Origin of the sequence: Cupriavidus necator A5-1, from assembly GCF_000744095.1 — a bacterium.
Classification (GTDB): domain Bacteria; phylum Pseudomonadota; class Gammaproteobacteria; order Burkholderiales; family Burkholderiaceae; genus Cupriavidus; species Cupriavidus necator_A.
In genome coordinates this window covers 4,022,533-4,044,056 of record NZ_JQLI01000008.1, presented here as the reverse complement: position 1 = coordinate 4,044,056, position 21,524 = coordinate 4,022,533, and the positions used below count along the sequence as shown (strand labels likewise).

The following is a 21,524-nucleotide window of genomic DNA, read 5'->3' as shown; positions in this document are numbered from 1 at the left end:
GCGATCAGGGGCGCGCGCGCCCGGGCAGGCGCTGGCCGATGGCCGCGACCAGCTGGCGCGCCAGCGACAGCTTGTCGGCGCGCGGCAGGCGCGTCATGCCGGCGGCGTCGAACAGCACGATCTCGTTGTCGTCGAGGCCGAAGGTGTGGTGGCCGATATTGCCGACCAGCAGCGGCACGCCCTTGCGCTGGCGCTTCTGCTCGCCGTACTGCTCCAGGTTCTCGCTCTCGGCGGCGAAACCGACGCAGTAGGGCGCATCGGCGCGCGCGGCGACGGTGGCGAGGATGTCGGGGTTCTGCACAAACTGCAGCGTGGGCGTGTCGGTGTCGTTGGCCTTCTTCAGCTTCTGCTGCGAGACCTCGGCCGGGCGCCAGTCGGCCACCGCGGCCACGGCGACAAAGACATCCACGCCGTGCAGTTGCGCCAGCACCGTGTCATGCATCTGCTGCGCGCTGCGCACGTCGGTGCGCACCACGCCGCGCGGCGTCGGCAGGCCGGTGGGGCCCGCCACCAGCAGCACCTCGGCGCCGGCCTCGCGCGCCGCGCGCGCGATCGAGAAGCCCATCTTGCCCGAGGACAGGTTGGTGATGCCGCGCACCGGGTCGATCGCCTCGAATGTCGGGCCGGCGGTGATCAGCACGCGCTTGCCCTGCAGCGGCTTGGGCTGGAAGAAGGCGATGATGTCGTCGAGCAGTTCCTCCGGCTCCAGCATGCGGCCGTCGCCGACCTCGCCGCAGGCCTGGTCCCCGCTGCCGGGGCCGAGGATGGCCACGCCGTCGGTGCGCAGCTGCGCGGCATTGCGCTGGGTGGCGGGCGCGGCCCACATCTGGCGGTTCATTGCCGGCGCCACCAGCAGCGGGCAGTCGCGCGCAATGCACAGCGTGCTCAGCAGGTCGTCGCACAGGCCGTTGGCCAGGCGCGCCATGAAATCGGTCGAGGCCGGGGCGATGACGATGGCGTCGGCCTCGCGCGAGAGGTCGATGTGGGCCATGTTGTTGTCGATGCGGGCGTCCCACTGCGACAGGAACACTGGGCGGCCCGACAGCGCCTGCATCGTGACCGGCGTGATGAAATGCGTCGCCGCCTCGGTCATCGCCACCTGCACGGTGGCGCCGGCCTTGGTCAGCAGGCGGACCAGTTCGGCCGACTTGTAGCAGGCGATGCCGCCGGTCAGGCCGAGAACGATGTGCTTGCCGCGCAAATCCATGGAAAGGCTCGTCAAAAGGGGTGAATCGGCATGATACCGGCTGGGCGCGGATGGCGTCGGGGCCGCGTTCGCGGCCCCGACGTCACCTGTGAAGGTCAGATGGTACTCAGTGCCGCCGCACCCGCCGCAACTCATCCACGATCAGCAGCACTGCGCCGACCGTGATCGCGCAGTCGGCCACGTTGAAGGCCGGCCAGTGGTAGTTGCGCACGTAGAAGTCCAGGAAGTCGACTACATGGCCGTAGATCACGCGGTCGATCACATTGCCGACCGCGCCGCCCAGGATCAGCGACACCGCGAAGCAGAACATGCGCTGCCCGGTATGGCGGTACAGCAGCCACACGATAAACGCGCCCACCACGATGCCCAGCCCGGTGAAGAACCAGCGCTGCCAGCCGCCGGCGTCGGCCAGGAAGCTGAACGCCGCGCCCTTGTTGTAGACCAGTACCAGGTTGAAGAAGCTCGTTACCGGACGCGATTCACCATAGGTGAAGGTGCGCACGATGACGATCTTGAAGAATTGGTCGAGCACCACCACCAGCAGCGCGAAGGCCAGCCACAGCAGCGGGGTGGTGCTGCTGGCGGCGTTGTTGCTGCGGCGCGCCGGGCGCGACGAACGGGATGAGCGGGACGTGGTCGATGCCATCAGGCATGGCTCCTGTGTTCACCGGCGCCGAACAGGTTGCTGTCGCAGCGCCCGCAAAGGGTGGGGTGGTCCGGGTTGTGGCCGACATCGGCGCGGTAGTGCCAGCAGCGCTCGCACTTGGCGTGCGCCGACGGGGTCACCGTCACCAGCAGGTCGCCGGCCTCAGGCGCGTGCGTGACCTTGGCCGACGAAGTCAGCAGCACGAAGCGCAGGTCGTCGCCCAGGCTCTGCAGCGCTTCCAGCACCGGGCCGCCGGCCTGGATGGTCAGCTCGGCCTGCAGCGACGAGCCGATCTCGCCTTCCACGCGCACGGCTTCGAGCTGCTTGGTGACTTCCGCGCGCACTTCGCGCAACGTGTGCCACTTCTGCAGCAGGTCGTCGGCGCCGTCGTCCACTTCGGGTACCGTGTAGTAGGTGCTGGTGAAGATGGTATCGGCGTGCTCGGTGCCGTGGGCGAACACCTGCCACGCTTCCTCGGCGGTGAACGACAGGAACGGCGCCATCCAGTGCAGCATCGCCTGGGTGATGTGGTACAGCGCGTTCTGCGCCGCGCGGCGGGCCTTCGAATCCAGCGCGGTGGTGTATAGGCGGTCCTTCAGCACGTCTAGGTAGAAGCCACCCAGGTCTTCCGAGCAGAAGGTCTGCAGCTTGGCCACCACCGGGTGGAATTCATAGGCCTCATAGTGCGACAGCACTTCCTTCTGCAGTCGATCGGTCAGCGCCACGGCGTAGCGGTCGATCTCCAGCCATTCGGAGGCCGGCAGCGCGTGCTTCGCGTGGTCGTAGTCGGACAGGTTCGACAGCAGGAAGCGCAGCGTATTGCGGATGCGGCGGTAGCTTTCCACCACGCGCTTGAGGATCTCGTCCGAGATCGACAGCTCGCCCGAGTAGTCGGTCGAGGCCACCCACAGGCGGATGATCTCGGCGCCCATCTTGTTGGTGATGTCCTGCGGCGCCACGGTGTTGCCGACCGACTTGGACATCTTGCGGCCCTCGCCGTCGACGGTGAAGCCGTGCGTCAGCAGCGCCTTGTAGGGCGGCTTGCCGTACAGCATCGACGCCGTCAGCAGCGACGAGTGGAACCAGCCGCGGTGCTGGTCCGAGCCTTCCAGGTACAGGTCGGCCAGGCGGCCATCGGCTGCATCGGCGGCGGGTTCGTACAGGTCGTCGCTGTGCGAGCCGCGGATCACGGTCCAGTGCGTGGTGCCGGAGTCGAACCACACGTCCAGCGTGTCGCGGTTCTTCTCGTACTGGCTGGCTTCGTCGCCCAGCAGCTCGGCCGGGTCCAGCGCCTGCCAGGCCTCGATGCCGTGCTGCTCGACGCGCTTGGCCACTTCCTCAAGCAGCTCGGGCGTGCGCGGGTGCAGCGCGCCGGTTTCCTTATGCACGAAGAAGGCCATCGGCACGCCCCACTGGCGCTGGCGCGACAGCGTCCAGTCCGGGCGGTTGGCGATCATGTTGTGCAGGCGCTGCTTGCCCCAGGCCGGGTAGAACTCGGTCGCGTCGATGCCGGCAAGCGCGGTCTCGCGCAGCGAGGGGCCATTGTCGGCCGGATCCACGTCCATGCCCGCGAACCACTGCGAGGTGGCGCGGTAGATGATCGGCGTCTTGTGGCGCCAGCAGTGCATGTAGCTGTGGGTGTACTTGTGCGAGTTGAACAGGTTGCCCGAGGCCTGCAGCACTTCGACGATCTTGGGGTTGGCATCCCAGATCGACAGCCCGCCAAACAGCGGCAGCGTGCCGGCGTAGATGCCGTTGCCCATCACCGGGCTGATGATGTCCGAGTCGGGCATGCCGTGCGCCTTGCACGACTGGAAGTCTTCCACGCCGTAGGCGGGCGCCGAGTGCACGATGCCCGAACCGGTGTCGGTGGTGACGTAGTCGCCCAGGTAGACCGGCGACAGGCGGTCATAGCCGGCATCCATCTTGGCCAGCGGATGGTGGAAGCGGATCTCCGACAGCGCCGCGCCGGTGGTGGTGGCCACGACCTTGCCTTCCAGGCCGTAGATCTTGAGTTGTTCTTCGACGCGCTCGGTCGCCAGGATCAGGTAGCCGCGCGGCGTGTCCACCAGCGCATACTCCACCTCGGGGTTCACGTTCAACGCCTGGTTGCTCGGGATGGTCCACGGCGTGGTGGTCCAGATCACGATCCAGCCCGCCGTGCCGTCGAGCTGGTCGAACGGCACCTTGAAGGCGTGGGCCAGCTTGTCGGCTTCAGCGAACGGGAAGCCCACGTCGACCGACAGGTCGACCTTGTCCTTGTACTCGACCTCCGCTTCGGCCAGCGCCGAGCCGCAGTCGAAGCACCAGTTCACCGGCTTCAGGCCGCGGAACACATAGCCCTTCTCCATGATCTTGCCGAGCGCGCGCAACTCGTCCGCCTCGTTGCTGTAGTTCATGGTCAGGTAGGGGTGGTCCCAGTCACCCAGCACGCCCAGGCGCTCGAAGTCCACCATCTGGCGCTTGATCTGCTCGGTCGCGTACGCGCGCGCCTTGGCCTGGACCTCCTGCACCGGCAGGCCCTTGCCGAACTGCTTCTCGATCTGGATCTCGATCGGCATGCCGTGGCAGTCCCAGCCCGGCACGTAGACGGCGTCGAGCCCGTTCAGGCCGCGCGCCTTGATGATCATGTCCTTGAGCACCTTGTTGACGGCGTGGCCGATATGGATATCGCCGTTGGCATACGGGGGGCCGTCGTGCAGCACGAACTTCTTCGCACCCTTGCGCGCCGCGCGGATCTTCTTGTAGATCTGCTTGTCCTGCCACTGCTTGACCCACTGCGGCTCGCGCTTGGGCAGGTCGCCACGCATCGGGAAGGGCGTGTCGAGCAGGTTGACGGGGTATTTGTTTTTCTCGGGCTTGGCGCGTTTGTCGTCGGACATTTCGATTCTCGGAGCAATTCGGTTGGCGCGCGGCCGGCGACAGGCCGGCGGGCGCGCGTGAAGACTGGTGCAGGCGGCATACGAACCGGGGCCCGCGCAACAGCGTCGCGTGGGCGGGCGCCGGCCGCTAGCTAATTCGGTCGGTGGCGGAGGTGGCGAAGTCGCGGCCGCCCGCGCCTTCGGCCGCGCCCGGCGCGGTCAGGCCAAAGAAGGCGCGCGCGTCGGCGCTGTCCTTGGCGATCGCGGCGGTCAGTTCTTCCAGGCTGTCGAAGCGTGCCTCGTCGCGCAGCTTCTTCATGAACTCCACCCGCACCAGCTTGCCGTACAGGCTTTCATTGAAGTCGAACAGGTGGACTTCCAGCAGCACCCGGCCGGCGTCCTCGATGGTGGGGCGCACGCCGATGCTGGCCACACCCGGCAGCGGGTGGTCGGCAATACCGTGCACCTGTACCACGAAAATGCCGTTGACCGCGGGGCGCTTGTGCGAGATGCGCAGGTTCAGCGTCGGGAAACCCAGGTCGCGGCCCAGCTTGCGGCCGTGGATCACGTGGCCGCTGATGGCATAGCCGTGGCCCAGCAGGCGCCGCGCGTGCTCCAGGTCGCCGTCGGCCAGCGCCTGGCGCACCGCCGAGCTGGAGATGCGGATGCCGCCTTCGGACACCGAGCCCATCTGTTCGACATCGAAGCCATAGCGGCGGCCCGCTTCCTGCAGGTAGGCAACGTCGCCGGCGCGCCTGGCGCCGAAGCGGAAATCGTCGCCGACCAGCACCCAGCGCGCATGCAGTCCGTGCCACAGCACGTTCTCCACGAATTCTTGCGGCGACTGGCCGGCAAAGTGGGCGTTGAAATGCTCCACCACCACGCGGTCCACGCCGTTGCGGCGCAGGCTTTCCAGCTTGTCGCGCAGCAGCGCGATGCGGGTGGGGGCCTTGTCCGGGGTGAAGAACTCGCGCGGATGCGGCTCGAAGGTCATCACGCACAGCGGCAGGCCGCGCGCGTCGGCGGCCGCGCGCGCACGTGCGAGCAGCGACTGGTGGCCGCGATGCACACCGTCGAAATTGCCGATGGTGAGCGCGCAGGGCGCCCGGCTTTCGGCGTTGGGCAGGCCGCGGAAGACTTTCACGGGGACGGCGGGAATCGTTTCAGGTAAAGCGAGCATTATAAGGCGAATGGGTCGGCTTGCCGCTCCTGCCGCCAGTGCCCGGCGCCGTACTGCTGTTTTTGTGCCGCAACCGGCCCTCGCGGCATGGCGCGATGCTGCAAAAGCCGGCATGATATGCGTCACCTCGGCGTAACCTAAGCATCACTCCAGGAAGGAAGGCCAAAACCCGCTATTTTCGACCCCCGCCGATCTCTTGCTAATCCCTGTTACCCGCCCATTCCAAGCCCGCCTCACTTGACCGCGCCGCCCAACCGGTTCTTTTCCCGGCTCCTGCCCCGAATTCTGCCCCAGGCGACCGCCCAGCTCGACGTCGAAACGCGCGCCAAGCTGATGGCCATCGTGCACAAGAACTCGCCGACGGCGATCGTCGCCTCGGTGCTGCTGCCTGCGCTGACCGCCCTCGGATTCTGGGATGACGTGAGCCATGCTGCCTTGCTGGGCTGGTGCGTGGTGATGCTGTTACTGACTGCCGGCGGCCTGTGGTTCTACTACGGCTACCAGCGCGACAGCGCCTCGATGAGCCGCTCCGCGCACACGCGCAAGTGGTGGAACAATATGCGCGCGGTCGCGTTCCTGACCGGCGTGACCTGGGGCAGCTCGGCGCTGCTGCATCTGTATACAGGCTCGGCGGTGTTCTCCAGCGTGCTGTACCTGCTGACACTGGGGGTGATCGCGGGCGGCGCGGTGTCGCAGGCGCCGGTGCCGTCCAACCTGGTCTACGCCGGAGTGCCGATCCTGGTGCCCAATATCCTGATGGCGGAGTTCGCCTTCCCCGGCCATGGCGCCTACGTGCAGGGGCTGCTGGTGATCTATGCGCTGATGCTGTCGCGCCATGCCTTCAACCTGCAGGTCACGCTGGTGCGCGCGATTCAGCTCGAAGGCGACAGCCGCCGCCTGGCCAAGCAGTTCCAGGAAGAGAAGGAGCGCGCGCTGCATGCCAGCGAGGAAAAGTCGCGCTTCCTGGCCGCCGCCAGCCATGACCTGCGCCAGCCGGTGCATGCGCTGGTGATGCTGGTGGAGGCGCTGCGCGCGCGCAACCAGTCGTCGGCGCTGCATCCGCTGGTGGAGCAGGTGGCGGCCGGCACCCAGACCATCGACCTGCTGTTCCGCTCGCTGCTGGACCTGTCCAAGCTGGAAGGGCGCAAGGTGCTGCCGACGCTGGAGCCGTGCGAGCTCGGCGCGCTGATCCGCGACGTGATGAGCCAGTTTGCCGCCGATGCGCGCGAAAGCGGCCTGACGCTGACGCCGCGCGTGCCCGACGAGTTGTACGCGATGGCCGAGCCGGTGCTGCTGCGCCGCGCGCTGTTCAACCTGGTGCAGAACGCGCTGCGCTACACCCAGCGCGGCGGCGTGCTGGTGACCGCGCGTCAGCGCCGCAAGCATGTGCGGCTGGAAGTGTGGGATACGGGGGCCGGCGTCACGCCCGAGCACCTGCCGGAAATCTTCTCGCCCTACTACCAGGTCAACAACCCGCAGCGCGACCCGTCGCAGGGTCTGGGCCTGGGCCTGGCGATCTTCAAGGAGTGCGTGCGGCTGATGCGCGGCACCTATGGCGTGCGCTCGGTGCCGGGCAAGGGCTCGGTGTTCTGGTTCGCGCTGGCGCCGGTGCCGGCCGAGACCGTGGCCAGCGTGCGCGAGATGCGCGCCATGGCGCAGGCCGAGGAAGCCAAGCCCGATCGCCTGCAGGGCACGGTGCTGGTGGTCGACGACGACAGCCAGATCCGCAAGGCCTGGATCGCGCTGATGGAAGCATGGGGCATCCGCGTGGCCTGCGCCGCGCACGGCGCCGAGGCCGACAAGCTGTTCGCGAAGGGCCTGCGCCCGGACATCATCTTCTGCGACCTGCGCCTGCCGGGCAGTGAAAACGGGCTGGACTTGCTGGAGCGCTGGCAGAACACGCAGCCGCAGGCGCGCAGCGCGCTGCTGACCGGCGACCTGAAATCGGCCGCGCTGGCGGCGGCGGAAGAGGCGGGGTATTTCGTGTTGCCAAAGCCGGTGGACCCGGCTTCGCTGCGCGTGCTGCTGCGCCGCTGGCTGCGCCCGGCGTAGGAGGGGGAGGCGAAAGCGCCGGCGATGCCGGCGCCGCTGATGCTTACTGCCGCAGGCGGAAGCGTTCCATCCGCGACATCACCTGCATGCGCGTACGCACGCCCAGGCGCTGCAGGATGGCCGACACGTGTTCCTTGACCGTGTTCTCGGTCAGTCCTAGCCGGCGCGCGATCACCTTGTTCGGCAGTCCTTCCAGCACCAGCGCCAGCACCGAGCCCTGGCGCGGCGTCAGGCCGAGCTCGGCCGGCGTGACCGGAATGCCGTGCGCGGGGCCGAACGACTGCGCGTGCCCGTTCAGCGCTTCATCGGAAGGGAAGGAGGTGTCGCCCGCCAGCACCTTGCGCACCGCCGCAGTAAAGGCGTTGGCGTCCAGGTGCTTGCCGACGAAGCCGCAGGCCGACAGCGCGCGGGCGCGCCCCACGATCTCCGGCGTGGCCTCGGCGGACATGAAGATAAAGCGCGCGCCGGGGATCACGGTCTTGAACGACTGCATGGCATCGAAGCCGGTGCCGTCGTTCAGCCAGATATCTAGCAGCACGATGTCGGGGCGAAGCCCCTCTTGCAAGCTAGCCAGGGCTTCGCGGGCACTGCCGGCGGCGTGTACCGCCACATCGGGCATTACTTCGGCGAGGAACGCCGTAGTGCCGGACAAAGCCATGGGATGATCATCGACCACCAACAACGTCGGTGCAGCGTTCGACATGCGAATTCCCGTCTAATTTCCCGTTTCGTCCTTGTTGTCACCAGCTCTACGCGAGCACTGTGTCGTGCACAGGATTGGCGCGTGGACGTAGGGCCCACTCTAGCAGAGGGGGCGAAGCGTCACAATCCATCAATCGGGGGTATACGGCGTCGCCGCCACATGTTAGAGGCATCGCGTCCTTTCCGAATCTCGTGAATTAAGTACGTAATGGGTTAGCTTTACCGGAGTTTAGCGCCTTGCCTTGGTAGAATTGCGCGATGAAAAAAATTGTCATCTTGATTTCCGGGCGGGGCTCCAATATGGAAGCCATCGTCCGAGCCTGCGCGGGAGGCGGCTGGCCCGCCCGCGTGGCAGCGGTCCTGTCCAACCGGCCGGATGCCGCCGGGCTGCGGTTCGCGCAGCAGCAAGGCATCGAAACCGGGGTCGTCGACCATCGCCAGTACCCTGACCGCGCCGCCTTCGACGCGGCACTGGCCGAGGCCATCGACGGTTACGCGCCCGACCTGGTGGTGCTGGCGGGCTTCATGCGGATCCTGACCCCCGGCTTCGTCGACCGCTACGCGGGCCGGCTGTTCAATATCCATCCGTCGCTGCTGCCCTGTTTCCCGGGGCTGAACACCCACAAGCAGGCGCTGGACGCCGGCGTCAAGCTGCACGGCGCCACCGTGCATTTCGTCACCCCCGAACTGGACCACGGCCCGATCGTGATCCAGGCCGCGCTGGACGTACGGCCGACGGATACGCCCGAGAGCCTGGCCGAGCGCCTGCTCGAATGCGAGCATTTGATCTATCCGCGCGCCGTGCAATGGTTTGTCGAAGACCGCCTGGAACTGCAGGACGGCGTAGTCAACGTTATCAACCCGGCCGAGCCGCAATTGCTGATGGCCATCTCCGCCAGTCCCCGGGCGGAAGGAGTCAAGGCATGAGTCGCAACGAGGCAGGTACCCGAACCAACCGCAGCGAGGGGCGCGCCCCCGTCCGCAGCAAGGGCAAGGGCAGCCCCATCCGCAAGCCGGCCAATGCCGGCCGCGATGGCGCGCCGCGCATCCACGGCGGGTTGCATGCCACCCATATCCAGCATATCGACCGCCTTCTCGGCAAAGTGATGCTGTTCGCCCGCCCGGCCGATGCCGTGGTGAGCTACTACTTCCGCGAGAACAGCAAGCTCGGCCACCGCGAGCGCGGCATCATCGCCGAGGCGATCTACGCCGTGCTGCGCCGGCGCGTCGAGTTTGCGCAGTTTGCCGAAAGCGGCACGGGCGCGACCTCGCGCCGGCTGGCGCTGCTGGGCCTGGCCGCCACGCTTGGGCGCGACGTGCTGTCGCCGTTCCTGTATCCCGAAGAGGCCGAATGGCTGGACCGGCTGACCACGATCGAGCGCTCGAGCCTGGCGCCGCGCGTACGCACCAACCTGCCCGAATGGCTGTACAACGAACTGGTGCGCCAGCATGGCGAGGCCTTTACCGCGGCGCTGGGTGATGCCTGGCTGCGCCCGGCCCCGCTGGACCTGCGCGTCAACCTGGCCAAGACCAGCCGTGAGGCGGCGCTGGCCGAACTGCAGGCCGCCGGTCTGGGCGCCGAGCCCACGCCGATGGCGCCGGCCGGCATTCGCATGACCGGCAAGCCGGCGCTGAACCAGCTGCCGATCTTCGTCAACGGCCTGGTCGAAGTGCAGGACGAGGGCAGCCAGCTGCTGTGCAACCTGGTGGCACCCAAGCGCGGCGAGATGGTGGTCGACTTCTGCGCGGGCGCGGGCGGCAAGACGCTGGCCCTGGGCGCGGCGATGCGCTCGACTGGCCGGCTCTATGCATTCGACGTCTCGGAGAAGCGCCTGGCCAACTTGAAGCCGCGGCTGGCGCGCAGCGGGCTGTCCAACGTCCATCCGGTGCTGATCGACTCCGAGCGTGACGCCAAGATCAAGCGCCTGGCCGGCAAGGCCGACCGGGTGCTGGTGGATGCCCCGTGCAGCGGGCTGGGCACGCTGCGGCGCAACCCCGACCTGAAGTGGCGCCAGACGCCCGAATCGGTGCTGGAACTGACCGCCAAGCAGAGCGCGATCCTGGATTCGGCCGCGCGCCTGGTCAAGGGCGGCGGCCGCGTGGTCTACGCGACCTGCAGTGTGCTGGAAGCCGAAAACGAAGCGATCGTGCGCGATTTCCTTGCCGCGCACCCCAACTTCCGGCTCGTGCCAGCCAGCGAAGTCATGGCCGAGCAGAAGATCGAAGTACCAGGGTTGCCGGCAGATAGCGGCATGTTTGCACTCTTTCCGCACCTGCACCAGACCGACGGCTTCTTCGCCGCGGTGCTGGAACGCACCAGCTGAAGCGCGCGTGGCCGCCCGCTAGCTTGCGGGCGGCCGGCCTGCGCCAACCCCTGAATTTTCCATGAACGGTGAAACCCTGTCCGACCTGGGGGGCGGCCTGAAAGCCTCCCATTCGATGTTCGGCAAGATGCTGGACGACCTGATCCGCGACGCAGGCGGCCCAGGCTTCTTCTGGCAGCTGCTGGTGCTGGCCGGCTGCCTGCTGGTGGCCTGGCCGCTGGCGCGCTATGTGGTGCGGCGGCTCGAAGCCCGCTACGAAAGCTCCAGCTTCTCGGTGCGCTTTGCCGCCGCCAGCCTGGAGCGGGCTATGTTCCCGCTGGCCGGCTGGGTGCTGGTGATGATCGCCCGTTTCGCGCTGGAGCCGCTGATCCCGATCAGCGTGCTGCGCCTGGCACTGGTGCCGCTGTTCGGCATCACCGCGCTGAACTTCACCTTCTATATCCTGCGCCGGGTGATGTCGGGCAGCGGGCAGCTGCACGGCATGCTGCTGCTGGTGGAGAAGGTGCTGACCACGCTGGTGTGGGTCGGCATGGCGCTCTATGTGCTGGGCGTGCTGTCGGACGTGGTCGGGTGGATGGAGGCCGTGCGCTTCTCGATCGGCGGCAAGCAGAAGATCAGCCTGGCCGACACGCTGATGGCGGGGGTCTGGATCCTGCTGACGGTGCTGGTGGCGATGTGGTTCGGCTCGTGGCTGGAAGAGCGGCTGATGCGCTCGGCCAGCCTCGACGTCAACCTGAAGGTGGTGCTGACGCGCATCTCCAAGGCCTTGCTACTGCTGGTGTCGCTGCTGCTGAGCCTGTCGCTGGTGGGCATCGACCTGACCGTCTTGTCGGTGTTCGGCGGTGCGCTGGGCGTGGGCCTGGGCCTGGGTTTGCAGAAGATCGCCAGCAACTACATCTCCGGCTTCATCATCCTGCTGGACCGCTCGGTCAAGCTGGGTGACCAGATCACGGTGGACAAGTACACCGGCATCGTGTCGCAGATCCGCACCCGCTACACCGTGGTGCGCAATGGCGACGGCGAGACGCTGGTGCCGAACGAGCAACTGGTGGCCCAGTCGGTGCAGAACCATTCGTTCTCGAATACCAATGTGCGCGTGGCGACACGCGTGCAGGCCGACTACAGCGCCGACCCGGAAAACGTGATCGCGCTGCTGACCGCCTGCGTGCGCGACCTGCCGCGTGTGCTGCCGGACCCGGAGCCAGCCGCCTTCCTGGTGATGTTCGCCGACAGCGGCATCGAGTACGAGGTTGCGGTCTATATCGCCGACCCGCAGAACGGCAAGCTGGGCGTGCAATCGGCGATGAACCGCGCGATCTGGCGCACGCTGCGCGACCACGGTATCTCGATCCCGTATCCGCAGCGCGAGGTGAGGGTGCTGGGCGATACGCCGCTGCCCGGCATGGCCGCCGCCGCACGGCCAGCCGAACTGCCCGAAGCCGCGAATGCACCTTAGGCGTCACTAACGCCGCATCGACCTTGGGCGGGCGCCGCATGCGCCACCCCAAGGAACGAAAAGCGTTGTGCCCCGTCCAAATCCGGGTAACAGCGTATGCATGCAACTTCGGCGATCCGGTAGAATGCCGGGTTGTCGCGGGTTGCGCGTATCCCGCTCCCCACATCAGACACAGCCGCCAGATTGCAGCGGCTCGTACCTTGTCCCGCCAGCCACGGCCGGCGCCAGACTCGTGTGCCAGGGAGCCCGGAGCGACTTCGGGCCGGCGGCACGCGCCAGACAGCTATCGCAATCAATAGATTCGCAGCTATTTTTTCTGCGCGTTGTGTGCACCGGCCATCCGCCGGCCCGCACGGGAAAGTCCCTGTTTAACCGACGGAGAACAGTTTGTTCGACATTATTCTTGACTGGGCCGCCAACGGCCTTGCCAACTGGACCTGGTGGGAGATCGTCATCTACACGCTCGTGATGACGCATATCACGATCGCCGGCGTCACCATCTTCCTGCACCGCTGCATGGCGCACCGGTCGCTGGATCTGCACCCGATTGCCCAACACTTCTTCCGCTTCTGGCTGTGGCTGACCACCGGCATGGTCACGCGCGAATGGACCGCCATCCATCGCAAGCACCACGCCAAGTGCGAAACGGAAGACGATCCGCACAGCCCGCAGACCCGCGGCATCCGCAAGGTGCTGCTGGAAGGCGCCGAGCTGTATCGCGCCGAAGCCAAGAACAAGGAAACCATCGCCAAGTTCAGCCATGGCTGCCCCAACGACTGGATCGAGCGCAACGTATATTCGCGCTTCACCTGGCAGGGCGCGGGCCTGATGCTGATCATCGACCTGGCGCTGTTCGGCGTGATCGGCATGTCCGTGTGGGCGGTGCAGATGCTGTGGATCCCGATCCATGCCGCCGGCATCATCAATGGCCTGGGCCACTGGTGGGGTTATCGCAACTACGATTGCGAAGACGCATCGACCAACGTGTCGCCGTGGGGCCTGATCATCGGCGGCGAAGAGCTGCACAACAACCACCACACCTACCCGACCTCGGCCAAGTTCTCGATCAAGTGGTATGAGTTCGACGTGGGCTGGGGCTATATACGCGCGATGCAGGCGGTGGGCCTGGCCAAGGTCAAGAAGACCCCGCCCAAGGCCCGCCTGGTGGAAGCCCGCCCGGTCGACCACAACACGCTGGAAGCCATCATCGCCAACCGCTATGACGTGATGGCGCGCTATGCCAAGGCCGTCAAGGGCGCGTTCCGCCAGGAACTGGACAAGCTCAAGGAAGGCGGCGTGGCCGAGTACCGCAGCTTCAAGCCCGCCAGCAAGTGGTTCCACCGCGAGGAAACCAAGCTGGCCGCGACCCAGCGCGAGCAGCTCGCCAGCATCGTCGAACAGAACAAGGCGCTGCAGACCTTCGTGGAAATGCGCCGTGAGCTGGCCGCCATCTGGGGCCGTTCCAACCTGACGCGCGAGCAGCTGCTGCAGCAGCTGCAGGCCTGGTGCCACCGCGCCGAGGCCAGTGGCATCCAGGCGCTGCACGATTTCTCGCTGCGCCTGCGCCGCTACGCCTGATACAATTCGGCCGCGCCGTATGGTTTGACAAAGCCCCGCCCATGGCGGGGCTTTTGTTTTAGATAAACTCCCCCATGTTCTGGCCGGCCGCACCGCTTGTTGGCGGAGGTTTAGAGGAGTACCGGAGATGACCCCACAATCGATCAAGACCGTTGAGTTCGAGAAACCGAACCTGGCGGATGCCGAAAACGCCACTGGCACCAGCTGCGTGGCCCATGCCTGGGCCAAGGTGCCGCCGGTGCTGACGCCCGACGAGCGCCAGGCACTGAAGGCGCGTATCCGCCGCTTGCTGAAGGAACGCAACGCGGTGCTGGTGGCGCACTATTACGTCGACGCCGACCTGCAGGACCTGGCGGAAGAAACCGGCGGCTGCGTCTCCGATTCGCTGGAAATGGCCCGCTTCGGGCGCGACCACGAGGCCAAGACCCTGGTGGTGGCCGGCGTGCGCTTCATGGGCGAGACCGCCAAGATCCTCAGTCCCGAGAAGACCGTGCTGATGCCGGACCTGGACGCGACCTGCTCGCTCGACCTGGGCTGCCCGGCCGACGAATTTGCCGCGTTCTGCGATGCGCACCCGGACCGCACCGTGGTCGTCTACGCCAACACCAGCGCCGCGGTGAAGGCGCGCGCGGACTGGATGGTGACCTCCAGCATCGGCCTGAAGATCGTCGAGCACCTGCACGCGCAGGGCAAGAAGATCCTGTGGGCCCCGGACAAGCACCTGGGTAGCTATATCCAGAAGCAGACGGGCGCCGACATGCTGCTGTGGCAGGGCTCGTGCCTGGTGCACGACGAGTTCAAGGGCATCGAGCTGGACCTGCTGCGCCGTGAATTCCCCAACGCCAAGATCCTGGTGCACCCGGAATCGCCGGAAAACGTGGTGGCGCAGGCCGACGTGGTCGGCTCGACCTCGCAGCTGATCGAGGCCGCGCAGAAGCTGGACGCGACCGAGTTCATCGTCGCCACCGACAACGGCATCCTGCACAAGATGCGCATGGCCGCACCGGGCAAGCACTTCATCGAAGCGCCCACGGCCGGCAACAGCGCCACCTGCAAGAGCTGCGCGCACTGCCCGTGGATGGCGATGAACGCGCTCACCAACCTGGCCGAGGTGCTGGAAACCGGCCGCAACGAGATCCATGTCGACCCGGCAATCGGCGCCAAGGCGGTGACCTGCATCAACCGCATGCTCGACTTCGCCGCCGCGCAGAAGCGCAACGTGCGTCCGTCGTCCGACCTGGCCAAGGAACAGGCCCTGTTCCAGGGGATCGGCCCGGCATGAGCGTGAATCCTATTTTCGACAGCTACGGCCCGGCGCTGCAGGCAGCGCTGCAAGCCAACGTGCAGGCCGCCATCGCGGAGGACGTTGGCAGCGGCGACCTGACCGGCCTGCTGGTGCCCGCAGGCAAGGCCGCCCGCGCGCGCGTGATCGTGCGTGAGTCGGCGGTGCTGTGCGGTCAGCCGTGGTTCGATGCCTGCATGCGCGCGGTCGATCCGGCGCTGGAAGTGCGCTGGCTGCAGAAGGAAGGCGCACGCATGGCGCCGGACTCGGTGGTGTGCGAGATCAACGGCCCGGCGCGCTCGCTGCTGACGGCCGAGCGCCCGTCGCTCAATTTCCTGCAACTGCTGTCCGGCGTGGCCACCGCCACGCGCCGCTATGCCGACCTGATCGCCGGCACCCGCGCGCGCGTGCTGGACACGCGCAAGACGCTGCCCGGCCTGCGCCTGGCGCAGAAGTACGCGGTGCGCATCGGCGGCGGCGAGAATCAGCGCCTGGCGCTGTACGACGGCATCCTGATCAAGGAGAACCATATCGCCGCGGCCGGCAGCATTACCGCCGCGATGCAGGCGGCGCTGGCGCTCGATACCGATGCGCCGGTGCAGATCGAGGTGGAATTGCTGGTCGAACTGGAAGAAGCGCTGGCGGCCGGTGCGAAGTCGGTCCTGATCGACAACTTCACCGTGCCGATGATGCAGGACGCGGTCAAGCTCAACCAGGGCAGGGCGCTGCTGGAAGTGTCGGGCGGCGTCAATGCCGACACCATCCGCACCTTTGCCGAGACCGGCGTGGACCGCATCTCGGTCGGCGCGCTGACCAAGGACGTGCGCGCGACGGACTATTCGTTGCGGATCATCGGCTGAGCTGCCAGTCACGCGGCAAAGAAAAACGGGGTGGGGCCAAAAGGCACCACCCCGTTTTTTCTTGCTGTCTGCCGGGCGTTACCGCTTGCGTACGGCCGGCGGCTGCATCACCGTCGGCAACGCCTTCGGTAGCGACTCCGGATAATCCCGGCTGAAATGCAGGCCGCGGCTTTCATGGCGCGAATAGGCGCTGTCCACGATCAGCGACGCAACTTCGACCAGGTTGCGTAGCTCCAGCAGGTCGCTGGTGACGCGGAAGTTGGCGTAGTACTCGGCGATCTCCTCGCGCAGCAGGCCGATACGGTGCTGGGCGCGCTCCAGCCGCTTGCTGGTGCGCACGATGCCGACGTAGTTCCACATCATGCGGCGCAACTCGTCCCAGTTGTGCGACACCACCACTTCCTCGTCGGCATCGGAGACGCGGCTCTCATCCCACGCGGGCAGCGTGATATCCGGCCGGCCGGCCTTGTCTTGGGAGGCGATGTCGGCCGCGGCAGCGCGCCCGATCACCATGCATTCCAGTAGCGAGTTGGAGGCCAGCCGGTTGGCGCCGTGCAGGCCGGTGCAGGCGGTCTCACCCACGGCGTACAGGTTGCCGACATCGGTGCGGCCCGCGGTGTCGGTGACCACGCCGCCGCAGGTGTAGTGCGCGGCCGGCACCACGGGAATCGGCTCGCGCGTGATGTCGATGCCGAGCTCCAGGCAGCGTGCGTGGATGGTCGGGAAGTGGTCCTTCAGGAAGGCCTCGGGCTGGTGCGTGATATCCAGGTACACGCAGTCCAGGCCGCGCTTCTTCATCTCGAAGTCGATCGCGCGCGCCACCACGTCGCGTGGAGCCAGTTCGGCGCGCGGATCGTGCTCGGGCATGAAGCGCGTGCCGTCGGGCAGCTTGAGCAGGCCGCCTTCGCCGCGCACTGCCTCGGAGATCAGGAAGGATTTGGCGTAAGGGTGGTACAGGCAGGTCGGGTGGAACTGGATGAACTCCATGTTCGACACCCGGCAGCCGGCCCGCCACGCCATGGCGATGCCGTCGCCGGTCGCCGTGTCCGGATTGGTGGTGTACAGGTAGACCTTGCCCGCGCCGCCCGCGGCCAGCACGGTATGCGTGGCGGTGATCGTGTGCACCGCGCCGGTCCTGTCATCCAGCACATACAGTCCGTAGCAGCGGTTGCCCGGCAGCCCCAGCTTGCGCGATGTGATCACGTCGATCGCGAAGTGGTCTTCCAGGAAGGTGATGTTCGGGTGCCGGGTCGCCTGCTCCAGCAGCGTGCTGACCACGGCGTGGCCGGTGGCATCCGCGGCGTGGATGATGCGCCGGCGGCTGTGGCCGCCTTCGCGCGTCAGGTGGAATCCGAGCTCGGCCCGGTCGTCGCGCGTGAACGGCACGCCGCGGTCGATCAGCCACTGGATCGCCTCGCGCCCGTGCTCCACGATAAAGCGCGTTGCCTCTTCGTCGCACAGGCCTGCGCCGGCGACGAGCGTGTCCTGCGTGTGCTCGTCATGGCTGTCGCCGGAATCCAGCACGGCGGCGATGCCGCCCTGCGCCCAATCGCTGGCGCCCTGGGTCATGGCGCGCTTGCTGAGGATGACCACCCGGTGGGTGTCGGCCAGTTGCAGCGCGACCGTAAGGCCGGCCAGACCGCTGCCGACGATGGCGACGTCGAAATTCATGGTGCGGAGTGCGCTGGGGGGCGCCAGGCAAAAAGGAGGAAACGGGAAAGTCTACACCTGAAGCGCCATCCCACGCATCAGCGCGTCGCGTGGGGGTGGGCGCTTATCGCCCCGTGGGCATGCGTGCCGCGCCGGGGCTTGCCTGCGCGGCGCGCAGGCAACAAAAAGCCCCGCGACATGGCGGGGCTTTCTGGCGGGATCCCGGATCAATTACTTGATCTTGGTTTCCTTGTAAGCGACGTGCTTGCGGGCGACGGGATCGAACTTCATGATCTCCATCTTTTCCGGCATGGTGCGCTTGTTCTTGGTGGTCGTGTAGAAATGACCCGTGCCTGCGGTCGATTCCAGCTTGATCTTGTCGCGTCCGCCTTTGCTTGCCATGATGTGCTCCTAATTAGACTTCGCCGCGTGCGCGCAGGTCGGCGAGCACGGAGTCGATGCCTTTCTTGTCGATCAGGCGCAGGCCGGCGTTCGAGACGCGCAGGCTCACCCAGCGGTTTTCGGATTCAACGAAGAAACGACGATTCTGCAGGTTGGGCAGAAAACGGCGCTTGGTCTTGTTGTTTGCGTGGGAAACGTTGTTGCCGACCATCGGCGCTTTCCCGGTCACTTGACAGACGCGTGCCATGAAGCACTCCTAAATCTTCTATTCGTGGACAATGTTCGCAACAGATCAACAAAAGGCGCGCGGGCCCGGACTGCAGCGGTTGAGACTTCAGCAAAACGGGCATTATAGACCGGATTCCTCCGCCGAATCAATGCCTTCTGTGCTTTTGCCTCATCAGGTGTTGCGCCGTGCCGTGTGCATCACAAGCCCGGCAGCCGCTCGCAGCTTTGGGCCAGGGAGCGGATTTCCTGCCCGGCGACGATGAAATGGTCAAGCAGCCGTACGTCGATCAGGTCCAGCGTGCGTGCCAGCTCGTGGGTCAGGCGGACGTCACTCTGGCTGGGGGCGGCGGTGCCGGAAGGGTGGTTGCCACGATTACGCCGGCGGCATTATGCACCAGCGCCTGGCGCGCCACCTCTCGCGGATAGACGGCGGTGCGCGTCAGCGTGCCGCGAAACAGCTGCCTCGCTGGCGATCATGCGGTTCTGCGGGTCCAGGAACAGGCACAGGAAAACTTCGTGCGGCAGGGACGCCAGCGTCAGGCGCAGGTAGTTGTGCACCGCCGCGGGTGAATTGAAGCCCGTGGGCAGCCGCAGCGACTCCGCCAGTGCGCGCCGCGCCAGTTCCGGGATGGCCTGAAGCTGTGCATGTTTGGCGGCGCCCATGCCCTTGACCCCCGCCAGGGCGCGCGCCTCTGCCGCGAACAGGGCGGTCAGGGAGCCGAAGCGGTGCATCAGCTCGCGTGCGAGGTCCACGGCACTCTTGCCGGCCGCGCCCACGCGCAGGAAGACGGCTAGCAGCTCGGCATCGGAAAGGGCGGCGGCGCCGCATTCAAGCAGTTTCTCGCGCGGCCGCTCGCAGGCGGGCCAGTTGGCAATAGCCTTGGGCAGTCCTCCCGGTGGATTCCCGCCGTAAAAGAGTGTGGCAACGGTACGGAAGGGCCGGGAAACTGTCCGGAAAGGGTCCGGAAAGGGTCCGGAAAGGGTCCGGAAAGGGTCCGGAAAGGGTCCGGAAAGGGTCCGGCCGGGCCCAAGGCGGCGGTCGATGGGCCAGTCGAATACAATACGGGTTGTTGACCGGTTGATCCCCCATGAATTTGCAAACTTTCGCGTCGGAAGCCGACGGCGGCACGGCTGGCCGCAAGACTGTCCAGGCCGACTCATTCCTGACCCTGCACTACAGCATCGCGCTCGAGAACGGCACCGAGATCGTCAGCACGTTCGAGGACAAGCCCGCCACGCTGCTGCTCGGCCAGGGCCAGCTCGCGCCCACGCTGGAGCAGGCCCTGCTGGGCATGCCCGAGGGCGAGCGCATGACCTACCGGCTGGCGCCGGAGCAGGCCTTCGGGCCGCGCAACCCGGACCTGTTGCAGTGGGTGTCGCTGGCCACGCTGCGCGAGAACAGCTCCTTTGAAGAGGACTACAACCCCGGCGACCTGGTTGAATTCAACGCGCCCGGCGGCGGCAAGTACGCAGGCGTGCTGAAGGAGTTCGGCGACACCGCGGCGCTGTTCGACTTCAACCATCCGCTGGCCGGGCAGACCATCCTGTTCGACGTGCAGCTGATTGGCGTGCTTTGATCGCGACCCACGTGTGCCGAACCTGTCCTGATACCGCAGCATGCCTGACCTGACCACCGCCCCCGACGTAGAAATCCTGATGGCACAGCCGCGCGGCTTCTGCGCCGGCGTCGACCGCGCCATCGAGATCGTCGAGCGGGCGCTCGATCGCTTCGGCGCGCCGATCTACGTGCGCCACGAAATCGTCCACAACGCCTATGTGGTGGCCGACCTGCGCCGCAAGGGCGCGGTGTTCGTGCGCGAACTCGACGAGGTGCCCGCCGGCGCTACCGTCATCTTCAGCGCCCACGGCGTGTCGCGCGAGGTGCGCCAGGACGCCGCCGCGCGCGGGCTGCACGTGTTCGATGCCACTTGTCCGCTGGTGACCAAGGTGCATGTCGAAGTCGGCAAGATGCGCGCCGAGGGCTGCGAGATCGTGATGATCGGCCATCGCGGCCACCCGGAAGTGGAAGGCACCATGGGCCAGGCCAATGGCGGCATGGTGCTGGTGGAGTCGGTGGCGGACGTCGCCACGCTGCAGGTCGCCGACCCGGAGCGGCTGGCGTTCGTGACCCAGACCACGCTGTCGGTGGACGAGACCCGCGAGATCGTGGCCGCGCTCAAGGCGCGCTTCCCGCAGATCCGCGAGCCCAAGAAGCAGGACATCTGCTATGCCACGCAGAACCGCCAGGACGCGGTCAAGTTCATGGCGCCGCAGGTCGAGGTGGTGATCGTGGTGGGCAGCCCCAACAGCTCCAACTCCAACCGCTTGCGCGAGCTGGCCGAGCGCCTGGGCGTGCCGGCGTACATGGTGGACGCGCCCGAGCAGGTGCGGCCCGAATGGATCGCCGGCAAGCGCCGCATCGGCCTGACCGCCGGGGCCTCGGCGCCGGAGGCGCTGGCCCAGTCCATCGTCGAGCGCCTGCGCGCACTCGGGGCGCGCCAGGTGCGCCCACTGGAAGGTATCCAGGAGAACATGGCCTTCCCGCTGCCGCGCGGCCTGCTGCCCACCAGCGCAGCTGCCTGAACGGATGCGGGCCGCGCGCCCGCGATTTCCTGCCTTGCCTTCAAAGGGCGCCGCACAATGTGGCGCCCTTTGTTTTTGCGCGTGCCGATTGTCATGTCACGCATAATGCACGCAGTTGGTGCGACCAATACATGGGTGTTTCCCTAATCAGACAAATCAGGGTAATCCCCGTAACTGGGGTTTTCCCTATTATGGTGCGGCGCTACATTCTGCACATTAGAGATCGGTGCAGCCGAATTGAAATGAAACGCCTAATTAATTGAGCGTCATTATAGGTGGCGGCCTCGGTGCTTAATCCCGCCTCCGGGCGGCGCAGGCACGATTCTTGTAAGTATGTGAGACGGCCCCGGCGTGTGGGCGGGAATTGCCCCAATTTGTGCATTGGGGAAATTCCCTAGCTCATTTGACGGGTAAATCGTTCAAGTTGTTGCGTCGCGTATTGCATCTGGAAAGAAAGGGGATACAATGCGCGCGTTTCAAATTGAAACTAAACAAAGGCGGTCCAGGGAAACG

At 66.5% G+C, this 21,524-nt stretch carries 17 protein-coding genes and 1 pseudogene; 9 read left to right on the top strand and 9 right to left on the bottom strand.

Annotation, left to right across the window (positions count from 1 at the left end):
* Positions 1–4 precede the first annotated feature (4 nt).
* From coaBC to K307_RS42775, 4 genes are all read right to left on the bottom strand, one after another.
* Entirely contained in the window at positions 5–1,207 is a 1,203-nt protein-coding gene (coaBC, locus tag K307_RS42790) for a bifunctional phosphopantothenoylcysteine decarboxylase/phosphopantothenate--cysteine ligase CoaBC (protein WP_042887085.1), read from the bottom strand.
* 106 nt (positions 1,208–1,313) lie between these two features.
* On the bottom strand, positions 1,314–1,853 hold the full coding sequence (gene lspA / locus K307_RS42785; RefSeq protein WP_042887084.1) for a signal peptidase II: 540 nt from the start codon (positions 1,851–1,853) through the stop codon (positions 1,314–1,316).
* On the bottom strand, positions 1,853–4,735 hold the full coding sequence (gene ileS / locus K307_RS42780; protein ID WP_042887083.1) for an isoleucine--tRNA ligase: 2,883 nt from the start codon (positions 4,733–4,735) through the stop codon (positions 1,853–1,855). Before ileS ends, lspA begins: the two co-directional genes overlap by 1 nt.
* Positions 4,736–4,862: 127 nt before the next feature.
* On the bottom strand, positions 4,863–5,858 hold the full coding sequence (locus tag K307_RS42775) for a bifunctional riboflavin kinase/FAD synthetase (RefSeq protein WP_042887082.1): 996 nt from the start codon (positions 5,856–5,858) through the stop codon (positions 4,863–4,865).
* A 273-nt stretch (positions 5,859–6,131) separates the two neighbouring features.
* Here K307_RS42775 and K307_RS42770 point away from each other — a divergent pair, with 273 nt between their 5' ends.
* Positions 6,132–7,946: a hybrid sensor histidine kinase/response regulator gene (locus tag K307_RS42770; RefSeq protein ID WP_042887080.1), complete on the top strand. Its 1,815-nt coding sequence runs from the start codon at positions 6,132–6,134 to the stop codon at positions 7,944–7,946.
* A 43-nt stretch (positions 7,947–7,989) separates the two neighbouring features.
* On the opposite strand, the gene K307_RS42765 is transcribed toward K307_RS42770, so the two are convergent.
* Positions 7,990–8,649, bottom strand: coding sequence for a response regulator (locus K307_RS42765; protein ID WP_042887079.1), 660 nt, complete (start codon positions 8,647–8,649; stop codon positions 7,990–7,992).
* A 257-nt stretch (positions 8,650–8,906) separates the two neighbouring features.
* On the opposite strand from K307_RS42765, the gene purN reads away from it, so the two are divergent.
* From purN to nadC, 6 genes are all read left to right on the top strand, one after another.
* Positions 8,907–9,575, top strand: coding sequence for a phosphoribosylglycinamide formyltransferase (gene purN, locus K307_RS42760; protein WP_042887077.1), 669 nt, complete (start codon positions 8,907–8,909; stop codon positions 9,573–9,575).
* Entirely contained in the window at positions 9,572–10,972 is a 1,401-nt protein-coding gene (locus K307_RS42755; RefSeq protein ID WP_042887075.1) for an RsmB/NOP family class I SAM-dependent RNA methyltransferase, read from the top strand. Before purN ends, K307_RS42755 begins: the two co-directional genes overlap by 4 nt.
* Positions 10,973–11,033: 61 nt before the next feature.
* Positions 11,034–12,428 (top strand): mechanosensitive ion channel family protein, encoded by a 1,395-nt coding sequence (locus K307_RS42750; RefSeq protein WP_042887073.1) that lies wholly within the window; start codon positions 11,034–11,036, stop codon positions 12,426–12,428.
* 387 nt (positions 12,429–12,815) lie between these two features.
* Positions 12,816–14,006 carry an acyl-CoA desaturase gene (locus K307_RS42745; protein ID WP_042887072.1) on the top strand — a complete coding sequence of 397 codons (1,191 nt, stop codon included), beginning with the start codon at positions 12,816–12,818 and terminating at the stop codon, positions 14,004–14,006.
* A 127-nt stretch (positions 14,007–14,133) separates the two neighbouring features.
* Positions 14,134–15,288 carry a quinolinate synthase NadA gene (gene nadA / locus K307_RS42740; protein WP_042887071.1) on the top strand — a complete coding sequence of 385 codons (1,155 nt, stop codon included), beginning with the start codon at positions 14,134–14,136 and terminating at the stop codon, positions 15,286–15,288.
* A complete protein-coding gene (gene nadC, locus K307_RS42735; protein WP_042887070.1) occupies positions 15,285–16,148 on the top strand; it encodes a carboxylating nicotinate-nucleotide diphosphorylase in 864 nt (287 codons plus the stop codon). The genes nadA and nadC overlap by 4 nt, the downstream gene beginning before the upstream one ends.
* A 78-nt stretch (positions 16,149–16,226) precedes the next feature.
* Here nadC and nadB read toward each other — a convergent pair whose 3' ends face one another.
* The 4 genes and pseudogenes from nadB to radC all read right to left on the bottom strand — a co-directional run bounded on the left by nadB (position 16,227) and on the right by radC (position 19,316).
* Positions 16,227–17,819 (bottom strand): L-aspartate oxidase, encoded by a 1,593-nt coding sequence (gene nadB / locus K307_RS42730; protein WP_042887069.1) that lies wholly within the window; start codon positions 17,817–17,819, stop codon positions 16,227–16,229.
* Between the two features lie 210 nt (positions 17,820–18,029).
* Positions 18,030–18,200, bottom strand: a complete 171-nt coding sequence (rpmG, locus tag K307_RS42725) for a 50S ribosomal protein L33 (protein ID WP_010814980.1) — start codon at positions 18,198–18,200, stop codon at positions 18,030–18,032.
* 13 nt (positions 18,201–18,213) lie between these two features.
* Positions 18,214–18,447 carry a 50S ribosomal protein L28 gene (gene rpmB, locus K307_RS42720; RefSeq protein ID WP_006575661.1) on the bottom strand — a complete coding sequence of 78 codons (234 nt, stop codon included), beginning with the start codon at positions 18,445–18,447 and terminating at the stop codon, positions 18,214–18,216.
* A gap of 179 nt (positions 18,448–18,626) precedes the next feature.
* A pseudogene (gene radC / locus K307_RS42715) lies at positions 18,627–19,316 on the bottom strand (RadC family protein).
* Between the two features lie 200 nt (positions 19,317–19,516).
* Here radC and K307_RS42710 point away from each other — a divergent pair.
* Positions 19,517–20,005, top strand: coding sequence for an FKBP-type peptidyl-prolyl cis-trans isomerase (locus K307_RS42710; protein WP_042887068.1), 489 nt, complete (start codon positions 19,517–19,519; stop codon positions 20,003–20,005).
* A gap of 40 nt (positions 20,006–20,045) precedes the next feature.
* Positions 20,046–21,011, top strand: coding sequence for a 4-hydroxy-3-methylbut-2-enyl diphosphate reductase (gene ispH, locus K307_RS42705; RefSeq protein ID WP_042887066.1), 966 nt, complete (start codon positions 20,046–20,048; stop codon positions 21,009–21,011).
* Positions 21,012–21,524 lie beyond the last annotated feature (513 nt).